The organism is Pseudomonas sp. LFM046 (assembly GCF_000949385.2).
Taxonomy (GTDB): Bacteria; Pseudomonadota; Gammaproteobacteria; order Pseudomonadales; family Pseudomonadaceae; genus Metapseudomonas.
In genome coordinates this window covers 194308-218262 of record NZ_JYKO02000001.1, presented here as the reverse complement: position 1 = coordinate 218262, position 23955 = coordinate 194308, and the positions used below count along the sequence as shown (strand labels likewise).

The following is a 23955-nucleotide window of genomic DNA, read 5'->3' as shown; positions in this document are numbered from 1 at the left end:
TTTGTCGCACCGCTCGCGCCGATCAGCCGGGAAATCCGACGAACTGTGCAGACTGGCCTCAGGTGCGGAACCGGTCCAGATGACCATTGAGTTCCTGCACCTCGCCCTGGATGCGCTCGCTGGCCTGCATCACGCTGCGGGTGTCGTCGCGACTGCGTTCGGCGAGGCTGGAGATTTCCGTCACCCGCTGGTCGATATCCTGGGCGACCTGGCTCTGCTCTTCGGCGGCGGTGGCGATCTGGGTGTTCATGGCACTGATGCTGTCGACGGCAACCACGATACTGCCCAGCACCTCGCTGGCCACCTCGATGTGATCGAGGTTCTCCCGCACCAGTTGGCTGCTGTCCTGCAAGGCGACAACCGCCTGCCGGGCGCCACCCTGGAGGCGCTGGATCATGGCCTGAATCTCGCCGGTGGACTGCTGGGTGCGACTGGCCAGAGTACGCACCTCGTCCGCCACCACGGCGAAGCCGCGCCCTGCCTCGCCGGCCCGCGCCGCCTCGATGGCGGCATTCAGCGCCAGCAGGTTGGTCTGCTCGGCGATGCCGGTGATGACTTCCAGCACCTTGCCCACACCTTCGGTTTCCGTGCGCAGGGCATTCATTTGTCCGGCACTTTCCGTCATCTGACTTGACAAGGCGCCGATCAGCTCCGCGCTGCGCTGCACCGCCTGCTGACCGGCCTTGGCACAACCATCAGCATTGCGCGCCGATTCGGCGGCATGGGCGGCGTGGCGCGCCACCTCGGTCACCGTCGCGCTCATTTCGTTCATGGCGGTGGCCACCTGATCCAGATTCTCGTGTTGCAGGCGCACACCATCGCTAGCGGCATGGGCAGCGGCCACCACCCTGTCCACGTGCTGGCGGGTGTGGCCTCCGGTCTCCTTGACCTGTCCCAATAGGCCGCGCACCTGTTCGCGCATCTGGTTGTAGCCAGCAACGATGCGGCCAATCTCGTTGTCCTGGCGCTGGCTGGCCAATGGCAGGGTGAAATCGCCCTGCCCCACTCGCGTCAGGGCGCCCTCCAGCTCCACCAGGCGACGGATCAGCGGGCGAAGCCCGAACTGCCGACCCAGTACCACCAGCAGGAGGATGCCGATCACGCAATAGAAGGCCAGCCACATCTGCCGGCGCTGGGAGTTTTCCGCATGGGCCGCCATCAGCCCGACCGCCTTGTTCATTTCCTTCAGCAGTTCCAGCGAGGCGCCTTCCAGCGCGCCGAGGTCACCGTCGGCGCCGAGGGCTGCGCGTTCCAGCTGCGGGCGGAAACTGGCCCAGAGCTGGCCCACTCGGCGCATCTGTTCCACCACCTCCGGCACCTGGATGGCGCTGACGTTGCGTGCCGGGTTGCCGTGCAGCAGGTCGCGATGGGCCTGGTCGAACTGGGCGATGGTGGCGTCCAGGGTGCCCTTGGCAATGGCACCTTGACGCAACAATAGCGCTTCCTTGGTCATCTTCTGGCTGAGCATGCGCTGGGCGCCGGCCACATTGATGGTCTCAGGCGACACCGACATGCTCAGGTAGAGCGCCACCGAGGCACTGACCGCGAGCAGGAACATCAGTGCATAGGAAAAGAGAAACTGCTGGTTGAGGGTACGCAGCCCCAGGGACCGAAGCAGCGAGTCAAAGAGGGATGTGGCGGACATGGGAGCCTCCTGGCCGGACCGGCCCCGGAGCATCCGCGGGGCTGCCCAATGCACAGCAAGAAGGCGGCCAGGTCCCGGCGCCAGAGGTCCGCCGGCTGGGCAAGACACTCCGACCGCCCCACAACGGGGCAGCGGAGCGCCCGGGACGCACCAGAATCAGGCAGACGGCTCGTCGTCCTTGAAGCGGTCCTTGATGTAGGTGATCTCGGTCTTGCCGTGGGGGGCCGGCAGGCCGTCTTCGCCGATGTTCACAAAGACCATCTTGTCGATGGTGAGGATGCTCTTGCGGGTGATCTTGTTGCGCACTTCGCAGCACAGGGTGATGGAGGTGCGGCCGAACTCCGTGGCGGTGATGCCCAGTTCGATGATGTCGCTCTGGCGCGCCGAACTGACGAAGTTGATCTCGGAGATGAACTTGGTGACCACCCGCTGGTTGCCGAGCTGAACGATGGCGTAGATGGCCGCTTCTTCGTCGATCCACTTCAGCAGGCTGCCGCCGAACAGGGTGCCATTGGGGTTGAGGTCTTCGGGCTTGATCCATTTGCGCGTATGAAAATTCATGCGTCGTCTCCTTCTGTCGGATGCCCTGCATCATGCCCGCCGAAGGCGCGGCCTGTCGCGACAAGCCGTTCAATCGCTGCCATAGGCACCCTCGCGGCGACGGAAAGCCTTGGGCTCGCCCGTGGGCATCGCTATAATTCGCAGGTTTCAAAACGGCCGGCACCGCCCGGTCGTTCCCGCCACCCATCCGAGGGGCGCTGCAGCACGTGGTGCCTGTTTCGAATCTTGCGAACCTCAGAGTATCTCTGGGGCACTCGACCCGATTCGAATCAGGCTCCGCCTGTCAGGCTCGGAAGGGGCGTTTCCAAACGCATCAACGGCGCCCATTCGCACATAACGAATGGAGACTCATACATGAGCGCTGTCATGACGCCTGCCGATTTCAACGACTACAAGGTCGCCGACATCTCCCTGGCCGCCTGGGGCCGTCGCGAGCTGATCATCGCCGAATCCGAGATGCCCGCCCTGATGGGCCTGCGCCGCAAGTACGCCGCCAGCCAGCCCCTGAAAGGCGCCAAGATCCTCGGCTGCATCCACATGACCATCCAGACCGGCGTGCTGATCGAGACCCTGATCGCCCTGGGCGCCGAAGTGCGCTGGTCCTCCTGCAACATCTTCTCCACCCAGGACCAGGCCGCCGCCGCCATCGCCGCCGCCGGCATCCCGGTATTCGCCTGGAAAGGCGAGACCGAAGAGGAATACGAGTGGTGCATCGAGCAGACCATCCTCAAGGACGGCCAGCCCTGGGACGCCAACATGGTGCTGGACGACGGCGGTGACCTGACCGAGATCCTGCACAAGAAGTACCCGCAGATGCTGGAGAACATCCACGGCATCACCGAGGAAACCACCACCGGCGTGCACCGCCTGCTCGACATGCTCAAGGCCGGCACCCTGAAAGTCCCGGCGATCAACGTCAACGACTCGGTCACCAAGAGCAAGAACGACAACAAGTACGGCTGCCGTCACAGCCTGAACGACGCCATCAAGCGCGGCACCGACCACCTGCTGTCCGGCAAGCAGGCCCTGGTGATCGGCTACGGCGACGTGGGCAAGGGCTCCGCCCAGTCCCTTCGCCAGGAAGGCATGATCGTGAAGGTCTCCGAAGTCGACCCGATCTGCGCCATGCAGGCCTGCATGGACGGCTTCGAAGTCGTTTCCCCGTACAAGAACGGCCTGAACGACGGCACCGAAGCCAGCGTCGACGCTGCGCTGCTGGGCAAGATCGACCTGATCGTCACCACCACCGGCAACGTCAACGTCTGCGACGCCAACATGCTGAAGGCCCTGAAGAAGCGCGCCGTCGTCTGCAACATCGGTCACTTCGACAACGAAATCGACACCGCCTTCATGCGCAAGACCTGGGCCTGGGAAGAAGTGAAGCCGCAGGTGCACAAGATCCACCGCACCGGCAAGGACAGCTTCGATCCGCTGAACGACGACTACCTGATCCTGCTGGCCGAAGGCCGCCTGGTGAACCTGGGCAACGCCACCGGTCACCCGAGCCGCATCATGGACGGCTCCTTCGCCAACCAGGTGCTGGCCCAGATCCACCTCTTCGAACAGCAGTTCGCCAGCCTGCCGGCTGACGAGAAGGCCAAGCGCCTGACCGTGGAAGTGCTACCGAAGAAGCTGGACGAGGAAGTGGCGCTGGAGATGGTCAAGGGCTTCGGCGGCGTGGTCACCCAGTTGACCAAACAGCAGGCCGACTACATCGGCGTGACCGTGGAAGGCCCCTTCAAGCCGGACACCTACCGCTACTGATGTGCAAGGTGGACCGGCCAGCGGGCCTGTCCACCCTGTGGTCCCTTGCGGTGGATGGAAGAACGCCATCCACCTTCAGCTCCCGAGCGTGGAAAGACCTATGTCGCAAGAACGCCGTTACAGCTTCGAGTTCTTCCCTGCCAAGACCGAAGCCGGGCATGAAAAACTCATGGCCACCGCCCGCAACCTGGCCAGCTACCAGCCGGATTTCTTCTCCTGCACCTATGGTGCCGGCGGCTCCACCCGCGATCGCACCTTGCAGACCGTGCTGCAGCTGGACGGCGAAGTGAAAGTGCCGACCGCCCCGCACCTGTCCTGCGTCGGTGACAGCAAGGCCGAACTGCGCGCCCTGCTTGCCCACTACAAGGACGCCGGCATCCAGCGCATCGTCGCCCTGCGCGGCGACCTGCCGTCCGGCATGGGCATGGCCAGCGGCGAGCTGCGCTTCGCCAACGAACTGGTGGAGTTCATCCGTGCGGAAACCGGTAGCCACTTCCACATCGAAGTCGCCGCCTACCCGGAAGTGCATCCCCAGGCTCGCAGCTACGAGGCGGACCTCGCCAACTTCGTGCGCAAGGTGAAAGCCGGCGCCAGCAGCGCCATCACCCAGTACTTCTTCAACGCCGACAGCTACTTCTACTTCGTCGAGCGCGTACGCAAGCTGGGTGTGGATGTCCCGGTGGTGCCGGGCATCATGCCCATCACCAACTACAGCAAGCTGGCCCGCTTCTCCGACGCCTGCGGCGCCGAAATTCCGCGCTGGATCCGCAAGCAGCTGGAGGCGTACGCCGATGATGTGCAAAGCATCCAGGCGTTCGGCGAGCAGGTCATCACCGAGATGTGCGAACGCCTGCTGCAGGGCGGCGCCCCGGGTCTGCACTTCTACACCCTGAACCAGGCGGAGCCGAGCCTGGCCATCTGGAAGAACCTCAACCTGCCACGTTGAGTGCCTGCTGGAAGGCGAAAAGGCCGGGCACTGCCCCGGCCTTTTTCTTTTGCGCTGGCCCCGGCCTTCGACTGGCTATCCAGCGGCGCCGCGCCCACGTAATCTGGCCACATGCCAGCGCTTCGCTACCTCCTTGTCGCCCTGCTCACCTGCCTCGGCCTCGCCGCGCGGGCCGAGCCCCTGCGCATCGTCAGCGAGCCATGGGCACCCTACGTCTATGAGGAGAACGGCCAACCCCGGGGCCTGGACTATGAAACCAGCGCCATAGTTTTCAAGCGCCTGGGAGTCGACGTCCAGTGGACCCTGCTGCCCTGGCGCCGTTGCCTGGCGGAACTGGAGAGCGGCCAGGCTGACGCCGTGCTGGATATCTTCCAGACCGCGGAGCGCCAGACGCAGATGATCTACCCCTCGGAGTCCATGTCAGACGTGGAGTTCGTGCTCTTCTACGCCAGACAGCGGCCTTACCCCTTCAACAGCCTGGCTGACCTGCAGGGACTGAAGATCGGCATTTCCCCCGGCTACTGGTACGCGAACAAGGCCTTCCGTACCTCCCCGCTGTTCATCCGCGAGTCCGCCCCCACCCATGAAGCCAACCTCGGCAAGCTGGTGCGCGACCGGGTGGACCTGGTGGTGAACGACCGCCGGGCGGGGCTGTTCCTGATCCACCAACTGGGGCTGCAGGACCAGGTTGGCCAGCATTCTCGGGTGGTGGGTCACGACCGCCTGTACCTGGCGTTTCGCCGCCATCCGGACCTTGAGGGCATGGCCCAGCGCTTCGACGAAGAACTGCGGCGCTTCAAGCAGGAGCCGGCGTTCGTGCAGCTTCAAGCCCGCTACCGTGAGCCGGCAGGAGACGGCACCGTCAACCGTTGAGCGCCGCAAGGGCTGTACATTGCCGAGGAACTGTTATACTCGGCGCTTCGTCAGGCTTACGCCCGGACGCTGGGCAACCCCTTCGCCCAGCAGGACCGGTCGGGATCACGTGCCATCGCCGCGATTCGAGCCAGACACGACTACCCCATCGGGCCAGCTCCCTAGAACTACACAGGATTTCCCATGTCCTTTGCTTCCCTCGGTCTCTCCGAGGCATTGGTCGGCGCAGTCGAAGCTGCCGGCTACGCCCAGCCCACTCCCGTGCAACAGCGGGCCATTCCCGCCGTGTTGCAAGGTCGCGACCTGATGGTTGCGGCCCAGACTGGTACCGGCAAGACCGCCGGTTTCGCGTTGCCCGTCCTGGAACTGCTGTTCCCTAACGGTCACCACGACAAATCCCAGCGCCATGGCCCACGCCAGGCACGCGTACTGGTCCTGACCCCGACGCGTGAACTCGCGGCCCAGGTGCACGACAGCTTCAAGCTCTACGCCCGTGACCTGAAACTGGTCAGTACCTGCATCTTCGGCGGCGTCGGCATGAATCCCCAGGTCCAGGCCCTGTCCAAGGGCGTAGACCTGCTGGTGGCCTGCCCCGGCCGCCTGCTCGACCTGGCCGGCCAGGGCAGCGTCGACCTCTCCCATGTGGAAATCCTGGTGCTCGATGAAGCCGACCGGATGCTCGACATGGGCTTCATCCACGATGTGAAGAAGGTCCTTGCCAAGCTCCCGCCCAAACGCCAGAACCTGCTGTTCTCGGCGACCTTCTCGAAAGACATCGTCGACCTCGCCAACAAGCTGCTGCACGATCCCGAACGCATCGAAGTGACCCCGCCGAACACCACGGTGGAGCGCATCGAGCAGCGCGTGTTCCGTCTCCCCGCCAGCCACAAGCGCGCCCTGCTGGCGCACCTGATCACGGTGGGCGCCTGGGAACAGGTGCTGGTCTTCACCCGCACCAAGCATGGCGCCAACCGCCTGGCCGAGTACCTCACCAAGCACGGCCTGGCCGCCGCCGCGATCCACGGCAACAAGAGCCAGAACGCGCGCACCAAGGCCCTGGCCGACTTCAAGGCCAACGACGTCCGCATCCTGGTCGCCACCGACATTGCCGCCCGCGGCCTGGACATCGACCAGCTGCCCCACGTGGTCAACTTCGAGCTGCCTAACGTCGAGGAAGACTACGTACACCGCATCGGCCGTACCGGCCGTGCCGGCCGCAGCGGCGAGGCCATCTCCCTGGTCGCGCCGGATGAAGAGAAGCTGCTGAAGGCCATCGAGCGCCTGACCAAGCAGAGGATTCCGGACGGCGACATGCAGGGCTTCGACCCGGCCACCATCGAAGTGGAACGCCCCGAGGCTCGTCCGCCGAAGCCAGAGCGCCAGCCCCGCGCCGACAAACCCAAGCGCGAAGCGAAGGCCGCCGCGCCCCAGGCTTCCGCCGAAGGCAAGGACGCAAGTGCTGAAGGCGCCGTCGAAGGCGAAGGCAAACCGCGCAAGAGCCGCAACCGTCGCCGTGGCAAGGGCAAGGGACAAGGCCAGGAGCAGGGTCAGGGTCAGCAGGCCGGCGGCCAGCGCCAGCAACAGCCCAAGCAACCCAAACAGCCTCGCGTGGCGCAGCCCGCCCCTGATCGCGATCCCGAAGAGTTCCTCGATGACGACGTCGACAACTTCGGCAACCGTGCGGACTACGTCAGCCCCTACCCGCCCAAGGGCCAGAACCAGGGTCGCAACCAGCGCCGTGGCGGCCAGGGCCAAGGCCAGCAGGGTCAAGGCCAAAGCCGTAGCGGTGGTGGCCAGGGACGCGGTCAAGGCCAAGGTCAGGGCAAAGGTCAAGGCCAAGGCCAGCAGCGCCAGGGTGGCCAGGGCGGCCAGAAGCAGCGTCAGGGCCAAGGCCAGGGCAAGGCTGCCAAGGGCCGTGGCAATGGCGGCCAGCGCCGTGACGATCAACAGTCCCGCGGTCGCGATGAGCCGGCCGTGCAGGACCCGCGCGCCAACAAGCCCGCTCCGAAGATCATCATGAAAGAGTCTCGCGCCGATCGCTTCCCGACGCCCGAGCAGCTGGACGAACTCCAGCAGAGCAACCGCCCGCGCGGCGAGAAACCGGCGTTGCTGACCCGCAACCGCTGAGTTTCACCGCTCATGAAAACGCCGGCCTCGTGCCGGCGTTTTCGTTGGCGGGCCAGATTCGCTCGCTGCCGCCGCAGGGTGGGCTTCAGCCCACCATCGACCGATTGCTGAGCACCGGAAAGCGCTCAGGAACGTACCCCCTCGAAGGAGATGATCAGCTGGACTTCCTGGGAAGCCGGGCCGAGATCCTTCTGGATATTGAAGTCCTTCAACTTGAGGGTCGCGGTGCCTTCGAAGCCGGCGCGGTAGCCGCCCCAGGGATCATCGCCTTCACCCACGAACTTGGCCTGGATGACCACCGGCTTGGTCACACCGTTCAGGGTCAGGTTGCCGGTCACGTCGGCGGTGCCCTGGCCGGTGGACTTGACCGAGGTGGATTCGAAGGTGGCGGTGGGATACTTGCTGACGTTGAGGAGTACGCCCTTGATGTGCTTGTCGCGCTCGGCATGGTTGGTGTCGACACTGGCGGTCTTCAGCGTTACCTTGACCTTGCTCGCCTCGGGCTTCTTGTCGTCAAAGCTGAAGGAACCGTCGAAGTCCTTGAACGTGCCGTAGATGTAGCTGTAACCCAGGTGGCCGATCTTGAAGTTGACGAACGCGTGCTGGCCTTCCCTGTCGATCACGTAATCGGCCGCCACGGCCGGGCCGGCGAACAGCGCAGCGCCGAGGATCAGCGCAGAGAAGGTTTGCTTCAGCATTGATCGATCCCCTTGTCGATGAGTTGGAATTTCTGTGCAAACCTGGCTGATCGTCCAGGTGATTCGTTCAGATTTGCAGAGGAAACAGGCTGCCGCCACGGTCATCGTGAACTGAACGCCCAGGGGCTCCGCCCGGCGGTGCTTTTGACTTTGACACTGTCGATGCCTGGATATTCCAGGGCTGGCCAGGCATGACGTCGCAACCCCGAAGCGGCGCCTGGCCGGATCGGTCGCTGCAGCGAAGGCATCTCCCTGGCGGCCCGGATGAAGACAAGCTGCTGAACGCCATCGAACGCCTGGGCCGGACAGCAAAACGCCGGCTGAACGCCGGCGTTTTGCTGGAGCAGGAAAGCGCGATCAGGAACGCACGCCCTCGAAGGAGATGATCAGCTGAGCTTCCTGGGAAGCCGGGCCGAGGTCCTTCTGGATGTCGAAGTCCTTCAGCTTGATGGTGGTGGTGCCGGTGAAGCCGGCACGGTAGCCGCCCCAGGGGTCGTTGCCTTCACCCACGAACTTGGCCTTGATCACCACCGGCTTGGTCACGCCGTTCAGGGTCAGGTTGCCGGTCACGTCGGCAGTACCCTGGCCGGTGGACTTGACCGAGGTGGACTCGAAGGTAGCGGTCGGGTTCTTGCTGACGTTCAGGAAGTCGGCGCTCTTGATGTGCTTGTCACGCTCAGCGTGGTTGGTATCAACGCTGGCGGTATTCAGGTTCACCTTGATCTTGCTGGCCTCGGGGTTCTTGTCGTCAAAGCTGAAGGAACCGTCGAAGTCCTTGAAGGTGCCATAGATGTAGCTGTAGCCCAGGTGACCGATCTCGAAGTTGACGAAGGCATGCTGGCCTGCCTTGTCGATCACGTAGTCAGCGGCCATTGCCTGGCCGGCAAACAGCGCGGTGCCGAGGGTCAGCGCAGCGAAGGTTTTCTTCAGCATTGGTGAAACTCCTTGATGAGAGGTTGCAGCGTTATTTGGCGGCGCGACCGAGCATGCGGGTCAGGGTCGCGTCGCGATCGATGAAGTGGTGTTTGAGGGCAGCCAGGGCGTGGATGCCGGCGAAGATCAGCAGGCCCCAGGCGAGGTATTCGTGGATGGCGCCCGCCACATCCTCCTGATCGGGAATGGAGGTCAGGGTGGCGGGCACTTCGAACAGGCCGAACACGGAGATCCCGCGACCTTCGGCCGTGGAGATCAGGTAACCGGAAATCATCAGGGCGAACAGGCCGACGTAGAGCACCAGGTGGCCCAGCTTGGAACCCAGGCGAGTCATCGAACCGTGGTTGGGCAGCGCGGGCGGCGGCGGGCTGATGAAGCGCCAGGCGAGGCGAACCAGCATGACCAGGAACAGCAGGATGCCGACACCCTTGTGGATATCCGGGGCCGTCTTGTACCAGCTGCTGTAGTAATCCAGACCGACCATCCACAGGCCCAGGGCGAACAGTCCGCAGAAGACTACGGCTACCCCCCAATGCAGGAAAACGCTGACCAGGCCGAAACGGGACGGGGAGTTACGCCATTGCATGAAAAACATCCTTGAGAAAACGCAGGCTTTGTATACAGGGCGGATAAAGGTTAGCGCCAAATCTATCGAATTAAAGCGGAAAATTTCGCTTTGAAATATCGAGAAATATGATCTTTATGCCAATACGACATTGCCGGGATTTGGCGAAGGAAAGCCCTGATAGTTCAGTGGGGGCAGCCGAACGGCGCAAAGGAGGGGACCGGCGGCGGAGAGGCCCGCCGCCGGAGGTTGGGCATCAGTTGAACAGGCGGGAGAAGAAGCCCTTCTTCTCGTCCTTGGTGGACGCCTTGGGTGCGGCTTCCGGTTTGGCCTCGGCCACGGTTTCGACCGGCCCCACGGCCTTGCCGGCCTTGAGGTCGATGAGCTGGTTCGCGGCGCGCTGGCCGCTGCGCAGGGCGCCTTCCAGGGTGCCCGGATAGAGTGCGTCGGTGTGCTCGCCGGCGAATACCACACGGCCCAGGGGCTGTTCCCACATGCGCCAGTAGAGGCTGATTTCGCCCGGGCCATAGGCCAGGTAAGCGCCGCCAGCCAGGGTGTCCTTGCCATAGCGACGCAGCTCGAAGCCCTGGAACTGTTCGCGGGCACCCGGATAAAGCTTGTCGAAACGGATCAGCACCTGGTCCACCATCTGCCGGTCGCCGAAGGCCTGCAGCAGGCGCGCGTTGTCACCGGAAATGTTGATCAGCAGGTTGGCGCCGCCCTTCAGCGCCGGCTCGACCCAGAGCATGCCCAGGCCCTGGTCGCTGTAGACCTCGCCGGAAAGCCGGCTCTTGCCCCAGACCGGTTTCTTGAACTTGAGCAGCATCTGGTCGCGCCAGCCGTAGTTGATGTCCTTCAGGGCACGCAGTTGCAGGGCCGTGAGAGACGGGGTCAGGCTGATCTTGCCGAGGGCCGGCAGCGGTACCGCGAGGACCACATAATCGGCGCTGTAGCCGGTGCCGCCCACCTTGACGGTGACGCCGTCCTTCTCCTGCACGATGGCGGAGACACGGGCGTTGGTCTTGATAGTCTTCACCTGCTTGGCCATGGCCTGGGCCAGACCCTGACTGCCGCCGGGCAGGCGCGCGGCACGCATCTCGGTATCCGGCAGGCCGCGGTAGACGCGGGCCTGCTGGGCGAGATACAGCAGCGACAGGCGCGAGGGTTCGTCATAGCGCGCGCGGATACGCTGTTCCACCAGCGCCTTGGCGGTGGGCGACAGGCTCAGCTTGTCCAGCCAGCGGGCGACGCTGATGGAGTCCAGGGTCTGCAGGGTGTTGTTGGCCAGGGGTTTGAGCGGGTCGTCGATGGATGCGGCCAGGTCGTCCAGGCTCTTGTCGAAGCGCTTCAGGCCTTCCACCGTGCTGGGGGCCTCCTTGAGCAGGTCGGCCTCGGAGAAATAGCGGCCACCCACCAGGTACCCCGGGTTGCGCACGTAGTCCGGTGCGGGTACCACCTTCAGTTTGAACTGGTCCAGGTAGTGGTAGAGGCTGGGCTGCAGCTTGGCGCTGCCGACCCACTCGCTGGCGGCGAGGCCCGAGCGGCCGCCGACGCTGGGCTTGGCTTCCAGCACAGTGACCTGCCAGCCCTTCTGCTGCAGTTCATAGGCCGAAGTCAGGCCGGCCATCCCGCCACCGATGACAATGGCCGTCGGCTGCTTGTCCTTGGCCAGCGCCGTCGCACTGAGCCCCCCCACGATGATCAGCGCCAAGGCGCGCCAGGCTGCAGGCATGAAAGATTTCCCCCGGTGAAGCAGCGTCGTTCGAAATTGGCGCGCAGGATACGCCAGCCCCGACAGCCGGGCCAGACGTGCCTTCCAGGCGCAAGACGGCGTCCTGCTTGTCCGGGACGGAGGCTTTGCATAGGCTTCCGCCGATCGCTACAGGAGAACGAACCATGGGCCTCAATGCCGAGTGGATGCAGCGCGACCTCGCCGTGCTCTGGCACCCCTGCACCCAGATGAAAGATCACGAACGCCTCCCGGTCGTGCCCATCCGCCGCGGCGAAGGGGTCTGGCTGGAGGATTTCGAAGGCAAGCGCTATCTGGACGCCGTCAGTTCCTGGTGGGTCAACGTCTTCGGCCACGCCAATCCGCGCATCAACCAGCGCATCAAGGACCAGGTGGACCAACTGGAGCATGTGATCCTCGCCGGCTTCAGTCACCAGCCGGTGGTGGAACTGTCCGAGCGCCTGGTGAAGATCACCCCGAATGGGCTGGACCGGGTCTTCTACGCCGACAACGGCTCCTCCGGCATCGAAGTGGCGCTGAAAATGAGCTACCACTTCTGGCGCAACCAGGGCCTGGAGCGCAAGAAGCGCTTCGTCACCTTGACCAACAGCTACCACGGCGAAACCGTGGCGGCCATGTCCGTTGGCGACGTGGCGCTGTTCACCGAAACCTACAAGTCGTTGCTGCTGGACACCCTCAAGGTGCCGAGCCCCGATTGCTACCTGCGCCCCGAAGGCATGGGCTGGGAAGAACACTCCCGCGCCATGTTCGCCCACATGGAGCGCACCCTGGCCGAACACCACGACGAGGTGGCGGCGGTGATCGTGGAGCCCCTGATCCAGGGCGCCGGCGGCATGCGCATGTACCACCCGGTCTACCTCAAGCTGCTGCGCGAAGCCTGCGACCGCTACGGCGTGCACCTGATCCACGACGAAATCGCTGTCGGCTTCGGCCGCACCGGCACCATGTTCGCCTGTGAGCAGGCCGGCATCGCCCCGGACTTCCTGGTGCTGTCCAAGGCGCTCACCGGCGGTTACCTGCCGATGGCGGCGGTGCTCACCTCGGAAGCCGTCTACCAGGGGTTCTACGACGACTACCAGACCCTGCGCGCCTTCCTCCACTCCCATACCTACACGGGCAATCCGCTCGCCTGCGCCGCCGCCCTGGCCACCCTGGACATCTTCGAAGAAGACCGGGTGATCGAGGCCAACCGCACGCTGGCCACGCGCATGGCCACCGCCACCGCGCACCTGGCGGACCACCCGAACGTCGCCGAAGTACGCCAGACCGGCATGGTGCTGGCCATCGAGATGGTCCAGGACAAGGCCAGCAAGACACCCTACCCCTGGCAGGAACGCCGTGGCCTGAAGGTCTTCCAGCACGCCCTGGAACGCGGCGCCCTGCTGCGCCCGCTGGGCAACGTGGTGTACTTCCTGCCGCCCTACGTGATCACCGAGGAGCAGATCGACTTCCTCGCCGAGGTCGCCAGCGGAGGTATCGATATCGCCACGCGCGAGTCGGTCAGTGTTCAGGTGGCGGCGGACCTGCATCCGAACCATCGCGATCCGGGCTGACGGGTAACACGGACGGCGCGCCAGGCCTTAAACTGCGCGCCTGTCCTCTCCTTTGCCCGACTGCCCATGCGCCTCTCCCGCTTCTTCATCGACGCTCCGCTCTCCCTCGGCCAGCACGAGCTGCCCGAAGCCCAGGCCCATTACATCGGCCGCGTGCTGCGCCTTGCGACCGGCGACGCCGTGCAGCTGTTCGACGGTTCCGGTCAGGAATTCCTCGGCGAGTTGGTGGACGTGGGCAAGAAGGCGGTGCGGGTCGAGTTGCGGGAGTCCTTCGCCGGCATGGCCGAGTCGCCCCTGCGGGTGCACCTGGGCCAGGGGCTGTCCCGCGGCGAACGTATGGACTGGGCGATCCAGAAGGCCACCGAATTGGGCGTGGCGGAGATCAGCCCCATCGTCAGCGAGCGCTGCGAAGTGCGCCTGAAGGACGAGCGCGCCGACAAGCGCCTGGCTCACTGGCGCCAGGTAGCCATCAGCGCCTGCGAGCAGTGCGGCCGCTCGGTGCTGCCGGTGATCCACTCCCCGGTAACCCTGGCGGACTGGCAGCGCGACGTGCAGGCGGATCTGAGGCTGGTGCTGCACCCGGTGGCCGAGCCCTTGGCCAGCCACGCCAAGCCCGGCACCCTGGCCTTCCTGATCGGGCCGGAGGGTGGGCTGTCTGACGTTGAAGTGGAGAGCGCCAGGAGCGCAGGCTTCCACGCGGCCCGCCTGGGCCCGCGCGTGTTGCGTACCGAGACTGCGCCCGTGGTGGCGCTCAGCGTGGCGCAGCAGCTCTGGGGAGATTTCTGAGGGCGGGCCTCATGGGCAGCCCTTCGGCCAGCTTGGCGAATGAATTCGCCCCCACAGTGAAGGCCGTCCCGTAGGGTGCGCCGTGCGCACCGCGATTCCGCAGTGCGTAGGGTGGATAACGCTATTTGTATCCACCATCGGTGCCCAACCGAACGCTGCCTGAGTCAGATCAGGCCGGCATCCGCCAGCATCTGCTCCAGGGCAATCAGGTCGGGGATCTTCGCCACCTCGGTGCCCAGTTGCACCGATTCCAGCTCCATCACCGACAGGGGCGCGTTGGCGCGGGGCAGGTTTTCTTCCACCTTCAGGGAGCGGGGGATGCCCTGCAGCAGCAGCGCAATGAATTTCACATGAGGGCGCCCGCCAAGGGCGTTGAGCACGGCCACCCGGGCACCCGGGCCGACCTTGGCTTCACCGCCGGCGGCCGCTTCGAACGACAGCAGCGGCAGGCGCAAGTCGCGCCAGGCCACCTGGCCCAGCAACCAGGTCGGCAGGCCCGGCGTCGCCTGGGGCGCGCGGTAGGGGATGAGTTCGGCCAGGGCCACGTTGGGCACCAGCAGGGTACGATCGGACAGCGGCAACAGCAGCCCGGTAAGGCTGCTGGCACTGTTTTGGGTGGTAACGGCTTGGCTCATGGAAAGTCCTGGGTTAGCTGACCTGCGCGGCCAGATGCTCCACCAGCGCCGCGGCCAGTTCGCGCGGATCGCCACTGAAGCTGCTGTATCCGCCTTCTCGCAGGCTGTCCGGCATGCTCGGGCAGGCACAGCTGTCGGTGCTCTGGGTCCAGATCAAACCGCCCTGGCGGCGCAGGTAAGCGGCGGCGGCACTGCCGTCGCTGCCCATGCCGCTGAACGCGATGACACCGCACAAGGCGCCGAAATGCTGGCCCAGGTTGAGCATGGCCTGGTCGATGGAGGGGCTGTAGGGTTCCGGCCAGGGGCGATCGCCCACCAGCATGCGGCCGTCGTCGGCGAAGTTCAGTTCGCGGCTGATGGGCACCACCACCACTTCACCGCAACGCACGGCATCGCCTGGGCGGGCCTGGTTGACGTGCCACTGGCTGTGGCGGCCCACCGCCTGGGGCAAGACGCCCTCGAAGCTGGGATCGATGTGCTGGGCGTAGAGGAAACCAATGGGCAGGCCACCGGGCAGGGCGTCGAGGAATGCCTTCACCGCCGCCGGCCCCCCTAGCGAGGCCGCCAGCAGCCAGACCTGCCGGGCCGGCTCACCCGCCACCAGCGGGGTATCCGCCAGGGCCTTGGGCAGATCCAGGCGCGAGGGGCGCTGGGCTTCGGCCAGCAGGGTCTCCAGGCTCGGGCCCACGGCCACCGCCGGGTCGCCCACCAGGTGCTTGAGCTTGCCGAACAGGCGCCGCTCCCAACGCGGATAGTGCTCGGAATGGCGCTCCGGAGCGTGGCCCTCGCCGAATAGCACCGGCGCGCTGGCGCGCTCCAGCAGGTTGTCCACCAGGGGCGAATCCTCGGACATCGCCAGGTCCACCAGCCAGAGGTCCGTCTCGCAGGCCGTCAGGGCTTCTTCATCGAGCCGGGCGGGGTCACTGTTGAGCACGACCTGGTAACCATTGCCGGTCAGGGCCTGCTGCAGCACATGGCGCTGCAGCGAAGTGTCGGCGAGTACGGCAATGCGTGCGGAAGTCTTCTCTGTCATGTCCGTTTGACCAGATGCTGGATGGTTTCGAGCAGCAGGGACTCCTGGTACGGCTTGCCCAGGTAGTCGTTGACGCCGATGGCCATGGCGCGCTCGCGGTGTTTCTCGCCGGTACGCGAGGTAATCATGATGATTGGCAGATCCTTCAGGCGCTCATCGTGGCGTACCAGGGTGGCCACCTCGAAGCCGTCCATGCGCGGCATCTCGATGTCCAGCAGCATGATGTCCGGGCGCTGCTCCTGCAGCAGGGAGATGGCGTCCACCCCATCCTTCGCGGTGAGCACGTTCATGCCGTTGCGCTCCAGCAGGCGGCTGGTGACCTTGCGTACGGTCACCGAGTCGTCCACCACCATCACCAGCGGCGGACGCTCGACGTCCGTTTCCACCGGCAACAGGTTGGCACTGGCCGAGCGCAGTTGCGGCTGGACCAGGTGCGCGTGGCGCGAGCGGATGGTGGCCAGCAGGTCGAGGATCACCACCACGCGGCCGTCACCGAGGATGGTGGCGCCGGAGATGCCGTGCACCCCGGCGAATTGCGGGCCGAGGCCCTTCACCACGATTTCGCGGGAACCCAACAGGGAGTCGACCTGCACTGCCATGGCATGTTCGCTGGAGCGCACCAGGATCACCGGCAGTGGCAGGCCCTGGCCCACCAGCTTGGGATGCTGGCCGTTGTTCAGCAGATCGCCCAGGTACTTCAGCTCGTAGTTCTGGCCAGCGTATTCGAAGCGCGGCGCATCCGGCTGGTAGTAGGCCTCCAGCTCGTACGGGGACACCCGCACGATGCCTTCGATGGTGTTCAGCGGGATGGCATAGAGGTCCTCGCCGGACAGCACCATCAGCGCACGGTTCACCGACACGGTGAACGGCAGGTGGATGAGGAAGCGGGTGCCTTCGCCTGGGGTGGAGTCGATGCTCATGGTGCCGCCGAGCTGCTTCACCTCGGAGTGCACCACGTCCATGCCGACGCCACGGCCGGAAATCTGCGTGACCTTGTCGGCGGTGGAGAAGCCCGGCTCGAGGATGAATTGCAGCACCTCGTGGTCCGACAGGTCCGACTCGGCGTCCATCATGCCGCGCTCGATGGCCTTGCGGCGCACCGCTTCCAGCTTGATGCCGGCGCCGTCGTCGGCCAGGGTCAGGACGATGTCGCCCCCCTCGCGCCCGAGGTTCAGGCGAATGGTGCCGCTCTCCGACTTGCCGGCGGCGCGACGTGCCTGGGCATTCTCGATGCCGTGGTCCACGGCATTGCGCAGCATGTGTTCCAGGGGCGCCACCATGCGTTCCAGCACGGTGCGGTCCATCTCGCCTTCGGCGTTGCCGACGACGAACTCCACCTGTTTGCCCAGTTCGCTGGCCACCTGCCGCACGATACGGCGCAGACGCGGCACCAGGCGGTCGAAGGGCACCATGCGGGTGCGCATCAGGCCTTCCTGCAGCTCGGTATTCACCCGCGCCTGTTGCAGCAGCAGGGTTTCCGCGTCGCGGTTCTTCGCCGCGAGGGTTTCCTTCAGGTCCAGCAAGTCGGAGGCGGATTCGAACAGTGCCCGCGACAGCTGTTGCAGCTGGGAATGGCGGTCCATTTCCAGGGGGTCGAAGTCCTCGTAGCCCGCGCGCTCGGCCTCGGCCTGGTAGCGGCTGAGGATCTGCGCCTGGGTTTCGGTGTCGAGGCGGCGCAGTTGGTCCCGCACCCGCTCGATGGTGGCTTCCATTTCACTCAGGGTGAAGCTGACGTCGCTGACCTGCTGCTCCACGCGGCCACGGAAGATGGAGGTCTCACCGGCGAGGTTGACCAGACCTTCCAACAGCTCCGCCGGCACCTTCACCAGTTCCTGGGGGGCGCGACGCGCCGCAGCATCCTGGGCGGCTTCCTGGGCACGCCGGACGAAAGGCAGCACGCGCTCTTCGCTGACGACCAAGGGCTGCACGCTGGCGGCCACGATCGGGCTGCTCAGTTGGGGCGCTTCCGGTGCATTCGGCACCGGGGCGTGGGCCGGTGCCGGCAGGTCTTCAGCCAGGCTCCGATTCAATTGCTGGCGCAGCTCTTCCAGCTCCGCCTGCAGGCCCTCATAGCCGGACTGCACATCGAGGAACAGGCTTTCCGGCCAGGGCGCGCCCTGTTGCTGGGCCTCGATCAGGTGTTGTTCCAGGTCATGGGTGAGGTCGCCCAGACGCTTCTGCCCGGCCAGTCGCGCACCGCCCTTGAGGGTATGCAGGACTCGCAGCAGTTCTTCGAGATGGGCGCCATCCTCGCGCGCCTCTTCCCAGCGGCCGATGGCGGTTTCCATGGCCTCCAGCAGGTCGTCGGCCTCTTCCAGGAAGATGTCGAGAATGTCGGCCTCGGCCACCGTATCCAGGTCGTCTTCCACCGCCGGCTGCAAGTGCACGCTGGTGGGCACGCTCAGTTGCTCGTCGGGGTTGGTCCGCCAGCGCTGGATGGCCTCGATCAGCGACCGGCCTTCCGGCAGCGGACGGCGCGCGCGCACCGCGTCGAGCATTTCGCTCAAGCGGTCCTGACAGGACTGGAGCAGGCCGAACAGTGCCGGGCTGGCGCGCAGGCGGCCACCGCAGAGGCCTTCGTAGAGGAATTCCAGTTCATGGGCGAGGTCGCCGATGGGGCCGATTTCGGCCATCCGCGCACCGCCCTTGAGGGTGTGCAGGTCCCGCTGCAGGGCCTCGACTTCGAGGCTGTTGTCCGGGTCCTCGATCCAGCGCTGCAAGGAAGCGCCGGCACTGTCGAGGATGTCGAAACCCTCCTCAAGGAAGATTTCCACCAGCTCCGGGTCTTGCTCGCTGCCGAAAACCTGAAGTTCGGGCGCGCTGTGGGCGGCCGGTTCTGCGGCGGTCTTCAGTGGCAGCGGTTCGTCGAGGGCGACTTCGGCATCGGGCTGCTCCAGCAGGCCGGACGCGATGTCATCCAGCTCGTCATTGGCGGCATCCAGCGGCTCGTGGAGATCGATGAGGTCTTCGCCCTCGGCCTCTTCGTCGTCGAAGGCTTCGAAGTCGGGCATCGGCTGCACCACGGCCGCCGACAGGCTCTGGGCGCCACCCTGGCGGTAGCCACGGATGTCCTGGATCAGTTGCAGCGGATCGGTGAGGGCGCGACGGGCCTGGAGCTGATCCAGCAACGCGGCCAGGCAGTCGTGGCTGCTTTGCAGCAGGCCGGCGAGGCGCGGCGATGGGCTGTAGCGGCGGTCTACCAGGCCTTCGTAAAGGGACTCCAGCTCATGGGCGAGGTCGCCGATGGGACGGATCTCGGCCATGCGGGCGCCACCCTTGAGGGTGTGCAGGTCCCGTTGCAGGGCCTGCAGGGCCGGCTTGTTGTCCGGCTCGCCGAGCCAGCGCTCCAGGGCCTTGCCGGCGCTGTCGAGGATGTCCACCGCCTCTTCGAGGAAGATGTCCACCATCTCTTCGTCCAGCGCCGCCGGCACGTCATCCAGGGGCACGGTGGCGGACTCGTCTGTCGGATCGAAGGCGGCCAGCTCCGGCACGGTGACTTCGCGCAGCGCCACGGGTTCTTCCGCCAACTCCGGCAGCGGCGGGGTGGCTTCGGCAGGCGCCCAGTCGGCCAGGGCGCCATCCAGCTCCTCGACGTCCAGCGCGGGCGCGGCATCGGGTTCCAGCAGCGCCAGCGCCGCCGGGTCCACCACGTCCTGCAGGAGGTCACGCAGGGCCTGGGCCCGTTCGGGCTGGGGGGTAACCTCAAGGGCTGCGGCCACCTGATCCATCATGCCGATCAGGGCTTCATGGGCAGCCTCGGCCTCACTGAAGAAGCGCTCGCTGACCGGCAGGCTGCCTTCGTCCACGGCGCCATAGATATCCAGCAGGGCCTCGCAGAGTTCTTCGATCTGCGGCAGTTCGGCCATCTCGGCACCCCGGCCGAGGGTAGCCAGTTCTTCCAGCAGCGCGCCCAGCTCCTGGCGCTCCGCCGGATGCTCGCGCCAGCGGCGCAGCAGGTCTTCGGCATCCAGCAGAATGTCCATGCCCTCGGCGAGGAACAGGGAAATCATCTGCGGATCGCGGGATTCTCCCTTGTCGTCGCGACGGCTGGCGGCAGCGGCCTCCAGGCGGTTCTGGTGCAGCTGGCGCACACGGTCCAGCAGGGCCTCGGTACCGGGGACGGTCACCAGCGGCGTGCTCTCCAGCTGGGCCACACCCTGGCGCAACAGGCCCAGGGCCTCGCGCAGCAGTTCGGCCTCGGAGAGGTCGACGCTGAGCAGGTTGGTCTTGAACTCCTTGGCCATTTTTTCCAGCGGCGTGGCGATCTCGGCGATGGGCAGGATGCCCGCCATGTGCGCGCTGCCCTTGAGGGTGTGCAGGGCGCGCTGGAGGTCGTCACTCACCGGCTGGGGCAGTTCCTGGTCGCAGGCTTTGAGGAAGCCGGCGAGGGTGTCCAGGTGCAGCTCGGCCTCGTTGCGGAAGATTTCCAGCAACTGCGGGTCCAGCGCTTCGCCACTTTCGGTGATGACAGGAGCATGCAGCTCGCCCGCGGGCTCGACGGCCTGCTCTGAACCCGGGGCGTCAGATTTTGGGAGGCTCTGCCCCTTGGCCAGGGCGTGAGCCGTGGCGGCCAGCAAGTCGACATCGTCACGCTGGCGTTGGGCCTTGGCGGCGTATTCCTCGACCAGTTCCGGCAGCAGGTCGACCACGTCCTGAACCACCTGTTGCACCGGTTCATCGGCACCGATGCTGCGGTCGAGCACGCGGTTCAGCAGGTTTTCCACCGACCAGCAAAGCTCGCCGATGATCAGGGCGCGCACCATCCGGCCACTGCCCTTGAGGGTGTGGAAGGCGCGGCGCACTTCGCCCAGGGCATCGCGGTCGTTGCTGTCGGCACGCCAGCGCGGCAGGTACTCGGCGAGGGTTTCCAGCACCTCGCCGGCCTCCTCGATGAAGACTTCCTGCAGCTCGTCTTCAATCGGCTCTTCGTCGGCGGGCGGCGGCAGCAGGCTGGGCGGCACGTCACGGGCGGGCGGGTTGAACGCCGGCACCGGCACGGCCATCACCTCAGCCAGGGACAGCGGACGCTCGGCGGCGGGTTCTTCCGCCACGGGCCCTTCCGGCGCAGCGGGTAGTTCCACCTCGGGCAGGCCGAGTTCGGCAAGGGCGGCCTCATCCCACTCCAGGGGCGCCGGGAGCTCTTCCAGGCTCAGGGAATCCAGTTCGGCGATCGGTTCGCCACCGGCCAGGGCATCCAGCTCGTCGAAGTCCAGGCTCGGCAAGGCGTCGGCGGCTTGCGCCGGCATGTCGAGGCCGGGCTGGTCACCCGGCAGCGCCGGCGGCAGCTCTTCCAGATCGGCCAGGTCGAAGCTGGGCAGCGGCTGGCCGTCCTCGAAATCCAGCGGGGTTTCGAGGCTCAAGTCGAGCAATTCGCCCTCCTCCGCCTCCGGCACTTCTGCCTCGGCGGGCAGGCTGTCCAGCTCGGCCAGGTCGAGGCTCGGCAAGGCATCGCCGTCGCCCAGCTCAAGGGCGGGCTCCAGTGCCAGCACCGACTCGCCGTCCAGTTCCAGCGGCGCGTCCAGGCTGAAGTCGATGCTTTCCGCCTGGGGTCCGGTAACCAGTTCGCCCAGGCTCCAGTTGTCGTCGGAGACCAACAGCTCGCCGTCGACGGCCGGCTGCGGCGTGGCTTCAGCCAGTTCCAGGGGAGCGTCGAGGCTGAGATCAATAGTTTCGGCCTGGAGTCCGGTATCCAGCTCGCCCAGGCTCCAGTTGTCGTCAGAGACCAGCAGCTCGCCGTCGACGGCCGGCTGCGGCGTGGCTTCAGCCAGTTCCAGGGGAGCGTCGAGGCTGAGATCAATAGTTTCGGCCTGGGGTCCGGTAACCAGTTCGCCCAGGCTCCAGTTGTCGTCAGAGACCAGCAGCTCGCCGTCGGCGGCCGGCTGCGGCGTGGCTTCAGCCAGCTCCAGCGGCGCGTCGAGGCTCAGATCAATGTTTTCCGCCTGCGGCTCGGCTTCCAGTTCGCCCAGGCTCCAGCTGTCGTCGGAAACCAGCAGCTCGCCGTCGGCGGCCGGCTGCGGCGCGGCTTCGGCCAGCTCCAGAGGAGCATCAAGGCTCAGGTCGATGCTTTCCGCCTGCGGCTCAGCTTCCAGTTCGCCCAGGCTCCAGTTGTCGTCGGAAACCAGCAGCTCGCTGTCGGCGGCTGGTTCCAGCGGCGCCTCCAGGCTGAGCTCGGCGCTTTCAGCAACCTGTGTTTCTTCCGCAGCAATGTGCGTGACGGGCTCGAAGGGCAGCACCTCGGCGAGGGATGCCTCCGGCATGGCGGCTTCCGGCTGGTCTTCCGGGTCCAGATGCTGGCTGAGTTCCGACTCTTCGGCGGCCAGCACTTCGATTTCCTGCACCGGGTCGGCCAGGGGCGCCAGGGGCTCTTCCTCTTCCACCTGGTCGAGGATGGAGGGCTTCTCCTGCACCGGATAGCCCAGGGCGGTCAGGCTTTCCTCGGCCACGTCGAGGATCAGGTCGCCTTGGGCGGCATGGTCCTCGGACAGGCGTTCGAGGTAATACTCGACGCTGGTGATGGCGTCGGCGAGGGTGTCCAGGCTCTGCCAGTTGGGCACGGCCTTGCGCGCCAGGAGCTGTTCCTGGATGTAGCGGTTGCAGGCTGCCAGCAGGGCGGCGGCGCGGGGCAGCGGGATCATCGCCAGGCCGCCACGGGCCTGAGTCAGCAGCTCTGGCACCCGGGCCAGGTGTTCGTGGTTCCACTGGGAAGCGATGAACTCGATGATCGCGTCCTTGGCCTGTTCCAGGCCGTTGCGCGCTTCCTTGATCACCAGTTGGTGGATCTGCGCCACGTCGGTGGTGGGCAGGTGGCTCTCTTCCGCCGCGCCCTCTTCCGCCGGGCCGACCATGCCGGCCAGGGTCGCTTCGACGTAGAGCAGCGCGCCGGCCACATCCATCAGCACGGCATCACTGGGCTCGCGCTGGCCGAGGGAGAGGCCGTGGATCACGTCGATCTGGTCGAGGATCACCTTGCGCGGCTGGCCGAAGCCCAGCACGGCCAAGGTGTCGGCGATCTGTTTCAGGGGCGGCAGCAGCGAATCCAGCTCGGTGACGCCGCTGCGGTCGCTGCGCACGAAGAGGTCGAGGCTGTCCTTGACCCGCACCAGCTCCTCGCAGAGGGCGGTGACCACCGAACGCATGGCGTCGCGGTCGGGGCCGGCGAGGCGAGCACGTTCCTCGTCCACCACGGCGGTGTCCGGCAGGGCGTCGTCGAGGCGGTAGCGCTCCTTGAGGGCGCGGATGCGCGGCGACTGGGCCGGGGCCTTGGCGACGTAGAACAGCAGGTTCTTCACCAGCTCTTCAGGCGCGGCCTGGTTGAAGCCATCGGCGCCCTGGTCGAGCAGGCGCTTGAGTTCCTTGTCCACCTGGCGCAGCAGGTTGCGCACCGAGGAACCGTTGACCACGGAACCGTTGGCCAGGCCTTCCACCAGGCCGGAAGCGATTTGCCAGAGTGCGCCGAGGGGGGCGTCCTGACAGAGGGATTCGAGGCGGGCGAAGACCCGCGCCATGTAGCCGAGGTTGGCGGCCAGGTCCTGATTGCGGATTACGCCCACCAGGGCGGTCTGCAACATCTGCCGCAGTTTGCGCAGCAGCACCGGCAGCTCGGCGGTGCGCATGCGTGCCAGGCTGTCCATGGACAGTGCCGGCATCACGCTGGACAGGTCCGGGGCGAACAGGCTGGTTTCCGACAGCAGGTTGTCACCGCGGGCGGCGCGCAGGTCGTTGAGCAGCGGCAGCAGGACCATGGGCAGGTCGCGGCGGGCGCTCTGGATGCGGTCCAGGTAGGGCGGCAGTTGCAGGATGGCCTGCATCAGCACTTCCAGGGCCTCGCCACGGTTGGCCGTGCGGCCTTCCATCAGGGCGTGGGCCAGGCGTTCCATTTCCTCGGCAAGCAGGGCCGCGCCGTAGAACTCGACCATCTGCAGCGTGCCCTGGACCTGATGGATATAGGTCAGGCAGAAACGCATGCGCGTCGGGTCCTGCGGGTTTTCGACGAAAGCCTCAAGGGCATGTCGTGCCTGCTTCAGGGTTTCCGCGATCTCGCCCTTTACCCACTCGAGGGCGACGTAGTCGTGCCGATCAGTCATAG

The 23955-nt window shown here is 65.9% G+C and carries 15 protein-coding genes and 1 riboswitch; of the genes, 6 read left to right on the top strand and 9 right to left on the bottom strand.

The window, feature by feature from the left end; genetic code table 11:
- Positions 1–58: 58 nt before the first annotated feature.
- Together TQ98_RS01045 and TQ98_RS01040 are read right to left on the bottom strand one after the other, a co-directional pair.
- Positions 59–1645: a methyl-accepting chemotaxis protein gene (locus TQ98_RS01045; RefSeq protein ID WP_044871099.1), complete on the bottom strand. Its 1587-nt coding sequence runs from the start codon at positions 1643–1645 to the stop codon at positions 59–61.
- Positions 1646–1801: 156 nt separating this feature from the next.
- Complete coding sequence (locus tag TQ98_RS01040) at positions 1802–2206, bottom strand: hotdog domain-containing protein (RefSeq protein ID WP_044871098.1); 405 nt, start codon at positions 2204–2206, stop codon at positions 1802–1804.
- Positions 2207–2389: 183 nt separating this feature from the next.
- Positions 2390–2538, top strand: a riboswitch (S-adenosyl-L-homocysteine riboswitch).
- Positions 2539–2560: 22 nt separating this feature from the next.
- Between TQ98_RS01040 and ahcY the strand changes: the two genes are divergently transcribed.
- From ahcY to TQ98_RS01020, 4 genes are all read left to right on the top strand, one after another.
- Positions 2561–3970 carry an adenosylhomocysteinase gene (gene ahcY / locus TQ98_RS01035; RefSeq protein ID WP_044871097.1) on the top strand — a complete coding sequence of 470 codons (1410 nt, stop codon included), beginning with the start codon at positions 2561–2563 and terminating at the stop codon, positions 3968–3970.
- 100 nt (positions 3971–4070) lie between these two features.
- Positions 4071–4916, top strand: coding sequence for a methylenetetrahydrofolate reductase [NAD(P)H] (gene metF / locus TQ98_RS01030; protein WP_044871096.1), 846 nt, complete (start codon positions 4071–4073; stop codon positions 4914–4916).
- A 111-nt stretch (positions 4917–5027) separates the two neighbouring features.
- Positions 5028–5789 (top strand): transporter substrate-binding domain-containing protein, encoded by a 762-nt coding sequence (locus TQ98_RS01025; protein ID WP_044871095.1) that lies wholly within the window; start codon positions 5028–5030, stop codon positions 5787–5789.
- Positions 5790–5972: 183 nt separating this feature from the next.
- Positions 5973–7916 (top strand): DEAD/DEAH box helicase, encoded by a 1944-nt coding sequence (locus tag TQ98_RS01020; protein ID WP_044871094.1) that lies wholly within the window; start codon positions 5973–5975, stop codon positions 7914–7916.
- Between the two features lie 125 nt (positions 7917–8041).
- On the opposite strand, the gene TQ98_RS01015 is transcribed toward TQ98_RS01020, so the two are convergent.
- From TQ98_RS01015 to TQ98_RS01000, 4 genes are all read right to left on the bottom strand, one after another.
- A complete protein-coding gene (locus tag TQ98_RS01015; RefSeq protein ID WP_044871093.1) occupies positions 8042–8614 on the bottom strand; it encodes a YceI family protein in 573 nt (190 codons plus the stop codon).
- A 357-nt stretch (positions 8615–8971) separates the two neighbouring features.
- Complete coding sequence (locus TQ98_RS01010; RefSeq protein ID WP_044871092.1) at positions 8972–9547, bottom strand: YceI family protein; 576 nt, start codon at positions 9545–9547, stop codon at positions 8972–8974.
- A 31-nt stretch (positions 9548–9578) separates the two neighbouring features.
- Positions 9579–10133, bottom strand: a complete 555-nt coding sequence (locus TQ98_RS01005; protein WP_044871091.1) for a cytochrome b — start codon at positions 10131–10133, stop codon at positions 9579–9581.
- Between the two features lie 235 nt (positions 10134–10368).
- Positions 10369–11844 carry a flavin monoamine oxidase family protein gene (locus TQ98_RS01000; protein WP_044871090.1) on the bottom strand — a complete coding sequence of 492 codons (1476 nt, stop codon included), beginning with the start codon at positions 11842–11844 and terminating at the stop codon, positions 10369–10371.
- Positions 11845–12008: 164 nt separating this feature from the next.
- Between TQ98_RS01000 and TQ98_RS00995 the strand changes: the two genes are divergently transcribed.
- Both TQ98_RS00995 and TQ98_RS00990 read left to right on the top strand, forming a co-directional pair.
- Positions 12009–13415 carry an adenosylmethionine--8-amino-7-oxononanoate transaminase gene (locus TQ98_RS00995; RefSeq protein ID WP_044871089.1) on the top strand — a complete coding sequence of 469 codons (1407 nt, stop codon included), beginning with the start codon at positions 12009–12011 and terminating at the stop codon, positions 13413–13415.
- Positions 13416–13481: 66 nt separating this feature from the next.
- Positions 13482–14201, top strand: a complete 720-nt coding sequence (locus TQ98_RS00990) for a 16S rRNA (uracil(1498)-N(3))-methyltransferase (RefSeq protein ID WP_044871088.1) — start codon at positions 13482–13484, stop codon at positions 14199–14201.
- A 164-nt stretch (positions 14202–14365) separates the two neighbouring features.
- On the opposite strand, the gene TQ98_RS00985 is transcribed toward TQ98_RS00990, so the two are convergent.
- From TQ98_RS00985 to TQ98_RS00975, 3 genes are read right to left on the bottom strand one after another with little or no spacing between them, the layout of a single operon-like run.
- The gene (locus tag TQ98_RS00985; protein WP_044871087.1) at positions 14366–14836 is read right to left on the bottom strand and encodes a chemotaxis protein CheW; all 471 of its coding nucleotides are present in this window, start codon (positions 14834–14836) and stop codon (positions 14366–14368) included.
- Between the two features lie 13 nt (positions 14837–14849).
- Positions 14850–15869, bottom strand: coding sequence for a chemotaxis protein CheB (locus tag TQ98_RS00980; protein ID WP_044871086.1), 1020 nt, complete (start codon positions 15867–15869; stop codon positions 14850–14852).
- Complete coding sequence (locus TQ98_RS00975) at positions 15866–23953, bottom strand: Hpt domain-containing protein (RefSeq protein WP_103102837.1); 8088 nt, start codon at positions 23951–23953, stop codon at positions 15866–15868. The genes TQ98_RS00980 and TQ98_RS00975 overlap by 4 nt, the downstream gene beginning before the upstream one ends.
- Positions 23954–23955: the final 2 nt, after the last annotated feature.

What these genes read in the sequence shown, in the direction of transcription:
- TQ98_RS01045 (WP_044871099.1), bottom strand. Translation starts at nt 1,645, where the DNA reads ATGTCCGCCACATCCCTCTTTGACTCGCTGCTTCGGTCCCTGGGGCTG.
- TQ98_RS01040 (WP_044871098.1), bottom strand. Translation starts at nt 2,206, where the DNA reads ATGAATTTTCATACGCGCAAATGGATCAAGCCCGAAGACCTCAACCCC.
- TQ98_RS01025 (WP_044871095.1), top strand. Translation starts at nt 5,028, where the DNA reads ATGCCAGCGCTTCGCTACCTCCTTGTCGCCCTGCTCACCTGCCTCGGC.
- TQ98_RS00985 (WP_044871087.1), bottom strand. Translation starts at nt 14,836, where the DNA reads ATGAGCCAAGCCGTTACCACCCAAAACAGTGCCAGCAGCCTTACCGGG.
- TQ98_RS01020 (WP_044871094.1), top strand. Translation starts at nt 5,973, where the DNA reads ATGTCCTTTGCTTCCCTCGGTCTCTCCGAGGCATTGGTCGGCGCAGTC.
- TQ98_RS01005 (WP_044871091.1), bottom strand. Translation starts at nt 10,133, where the DNA reads ATGCAATGGCGTAACTCCCCGTCCCGTTTCGGCCTGGTCAGCGTTTTC.
- TQ98_RS01000 (WP_044871090.1), bottom strand. Translation starts at nt 11,844, where the DNA reads ATGCCTGCAGCCTGGCGCGCCTTGGCGCTGATCATCGTGGGGGGGCTC.
- ahcY (WP_044871097.1), top strand. Translation starts at nt 2,561, where the DNA reads ATGAGCGCTGTCATGACGCCTGCCGATTTCAACGACTACAAGGTCGCC.
- TQ98_RS00995 (WP_044871089.1), top strand. Translation starts at nt 12,009, where the DNA reads ATGGGCCTCAATGCCGAGTGGATGCAGCGCGACCTCGCCGTGCTCTGG.
- TQ98_RS00975 (WP_103102837.1), bottom strand. Translation starts at nt 23,953, where the DNA reads ATGACTGATCGGCACGACTACGTCGCCCTCGAGTGGGTAAAGGGCGAG.
- metF (WP_044871096.1), top strand. Translation starts at nt 4,071, where the DNA reads ATGTCGCAAGAACGCCGTTACAGCTTCGAGTTCTTCCCTGCCAAGACC.
- TQ98_RS00990 (WP_044871088.1), top strand. Translation starts at nt 13,482, where the DNA reads ATGCGCCTCTCCCGCTTCTTCATCGACGCTCCGCTCTCCCTCGGCCAG.
- TQ98_RS01010 (WP_044871092.1), bottom strand. Translation starts at nt 9,547, where the DNA reads ATGCTGAAGAAAACCTTCGCTGCGCTGACCCTCGGCACCGCGCTGTTT.
- TQ98_RS00980 (WP_044871086.1), bottom strand. Translation starts at nt 15,869, where the DNA reads ATGACAGAGAAGACTTCCGCACGCATTGCCGTACTCGCCGACACTTCG.
- TQ98_RS01015 (WP_044871093.1), bottom strand. Translation starts at nt 8,614, where the DNA reads ATGCTGAAGCAAACCTTCTCTGCGCTGATCCTCGGCGCTGCGCTGTTC.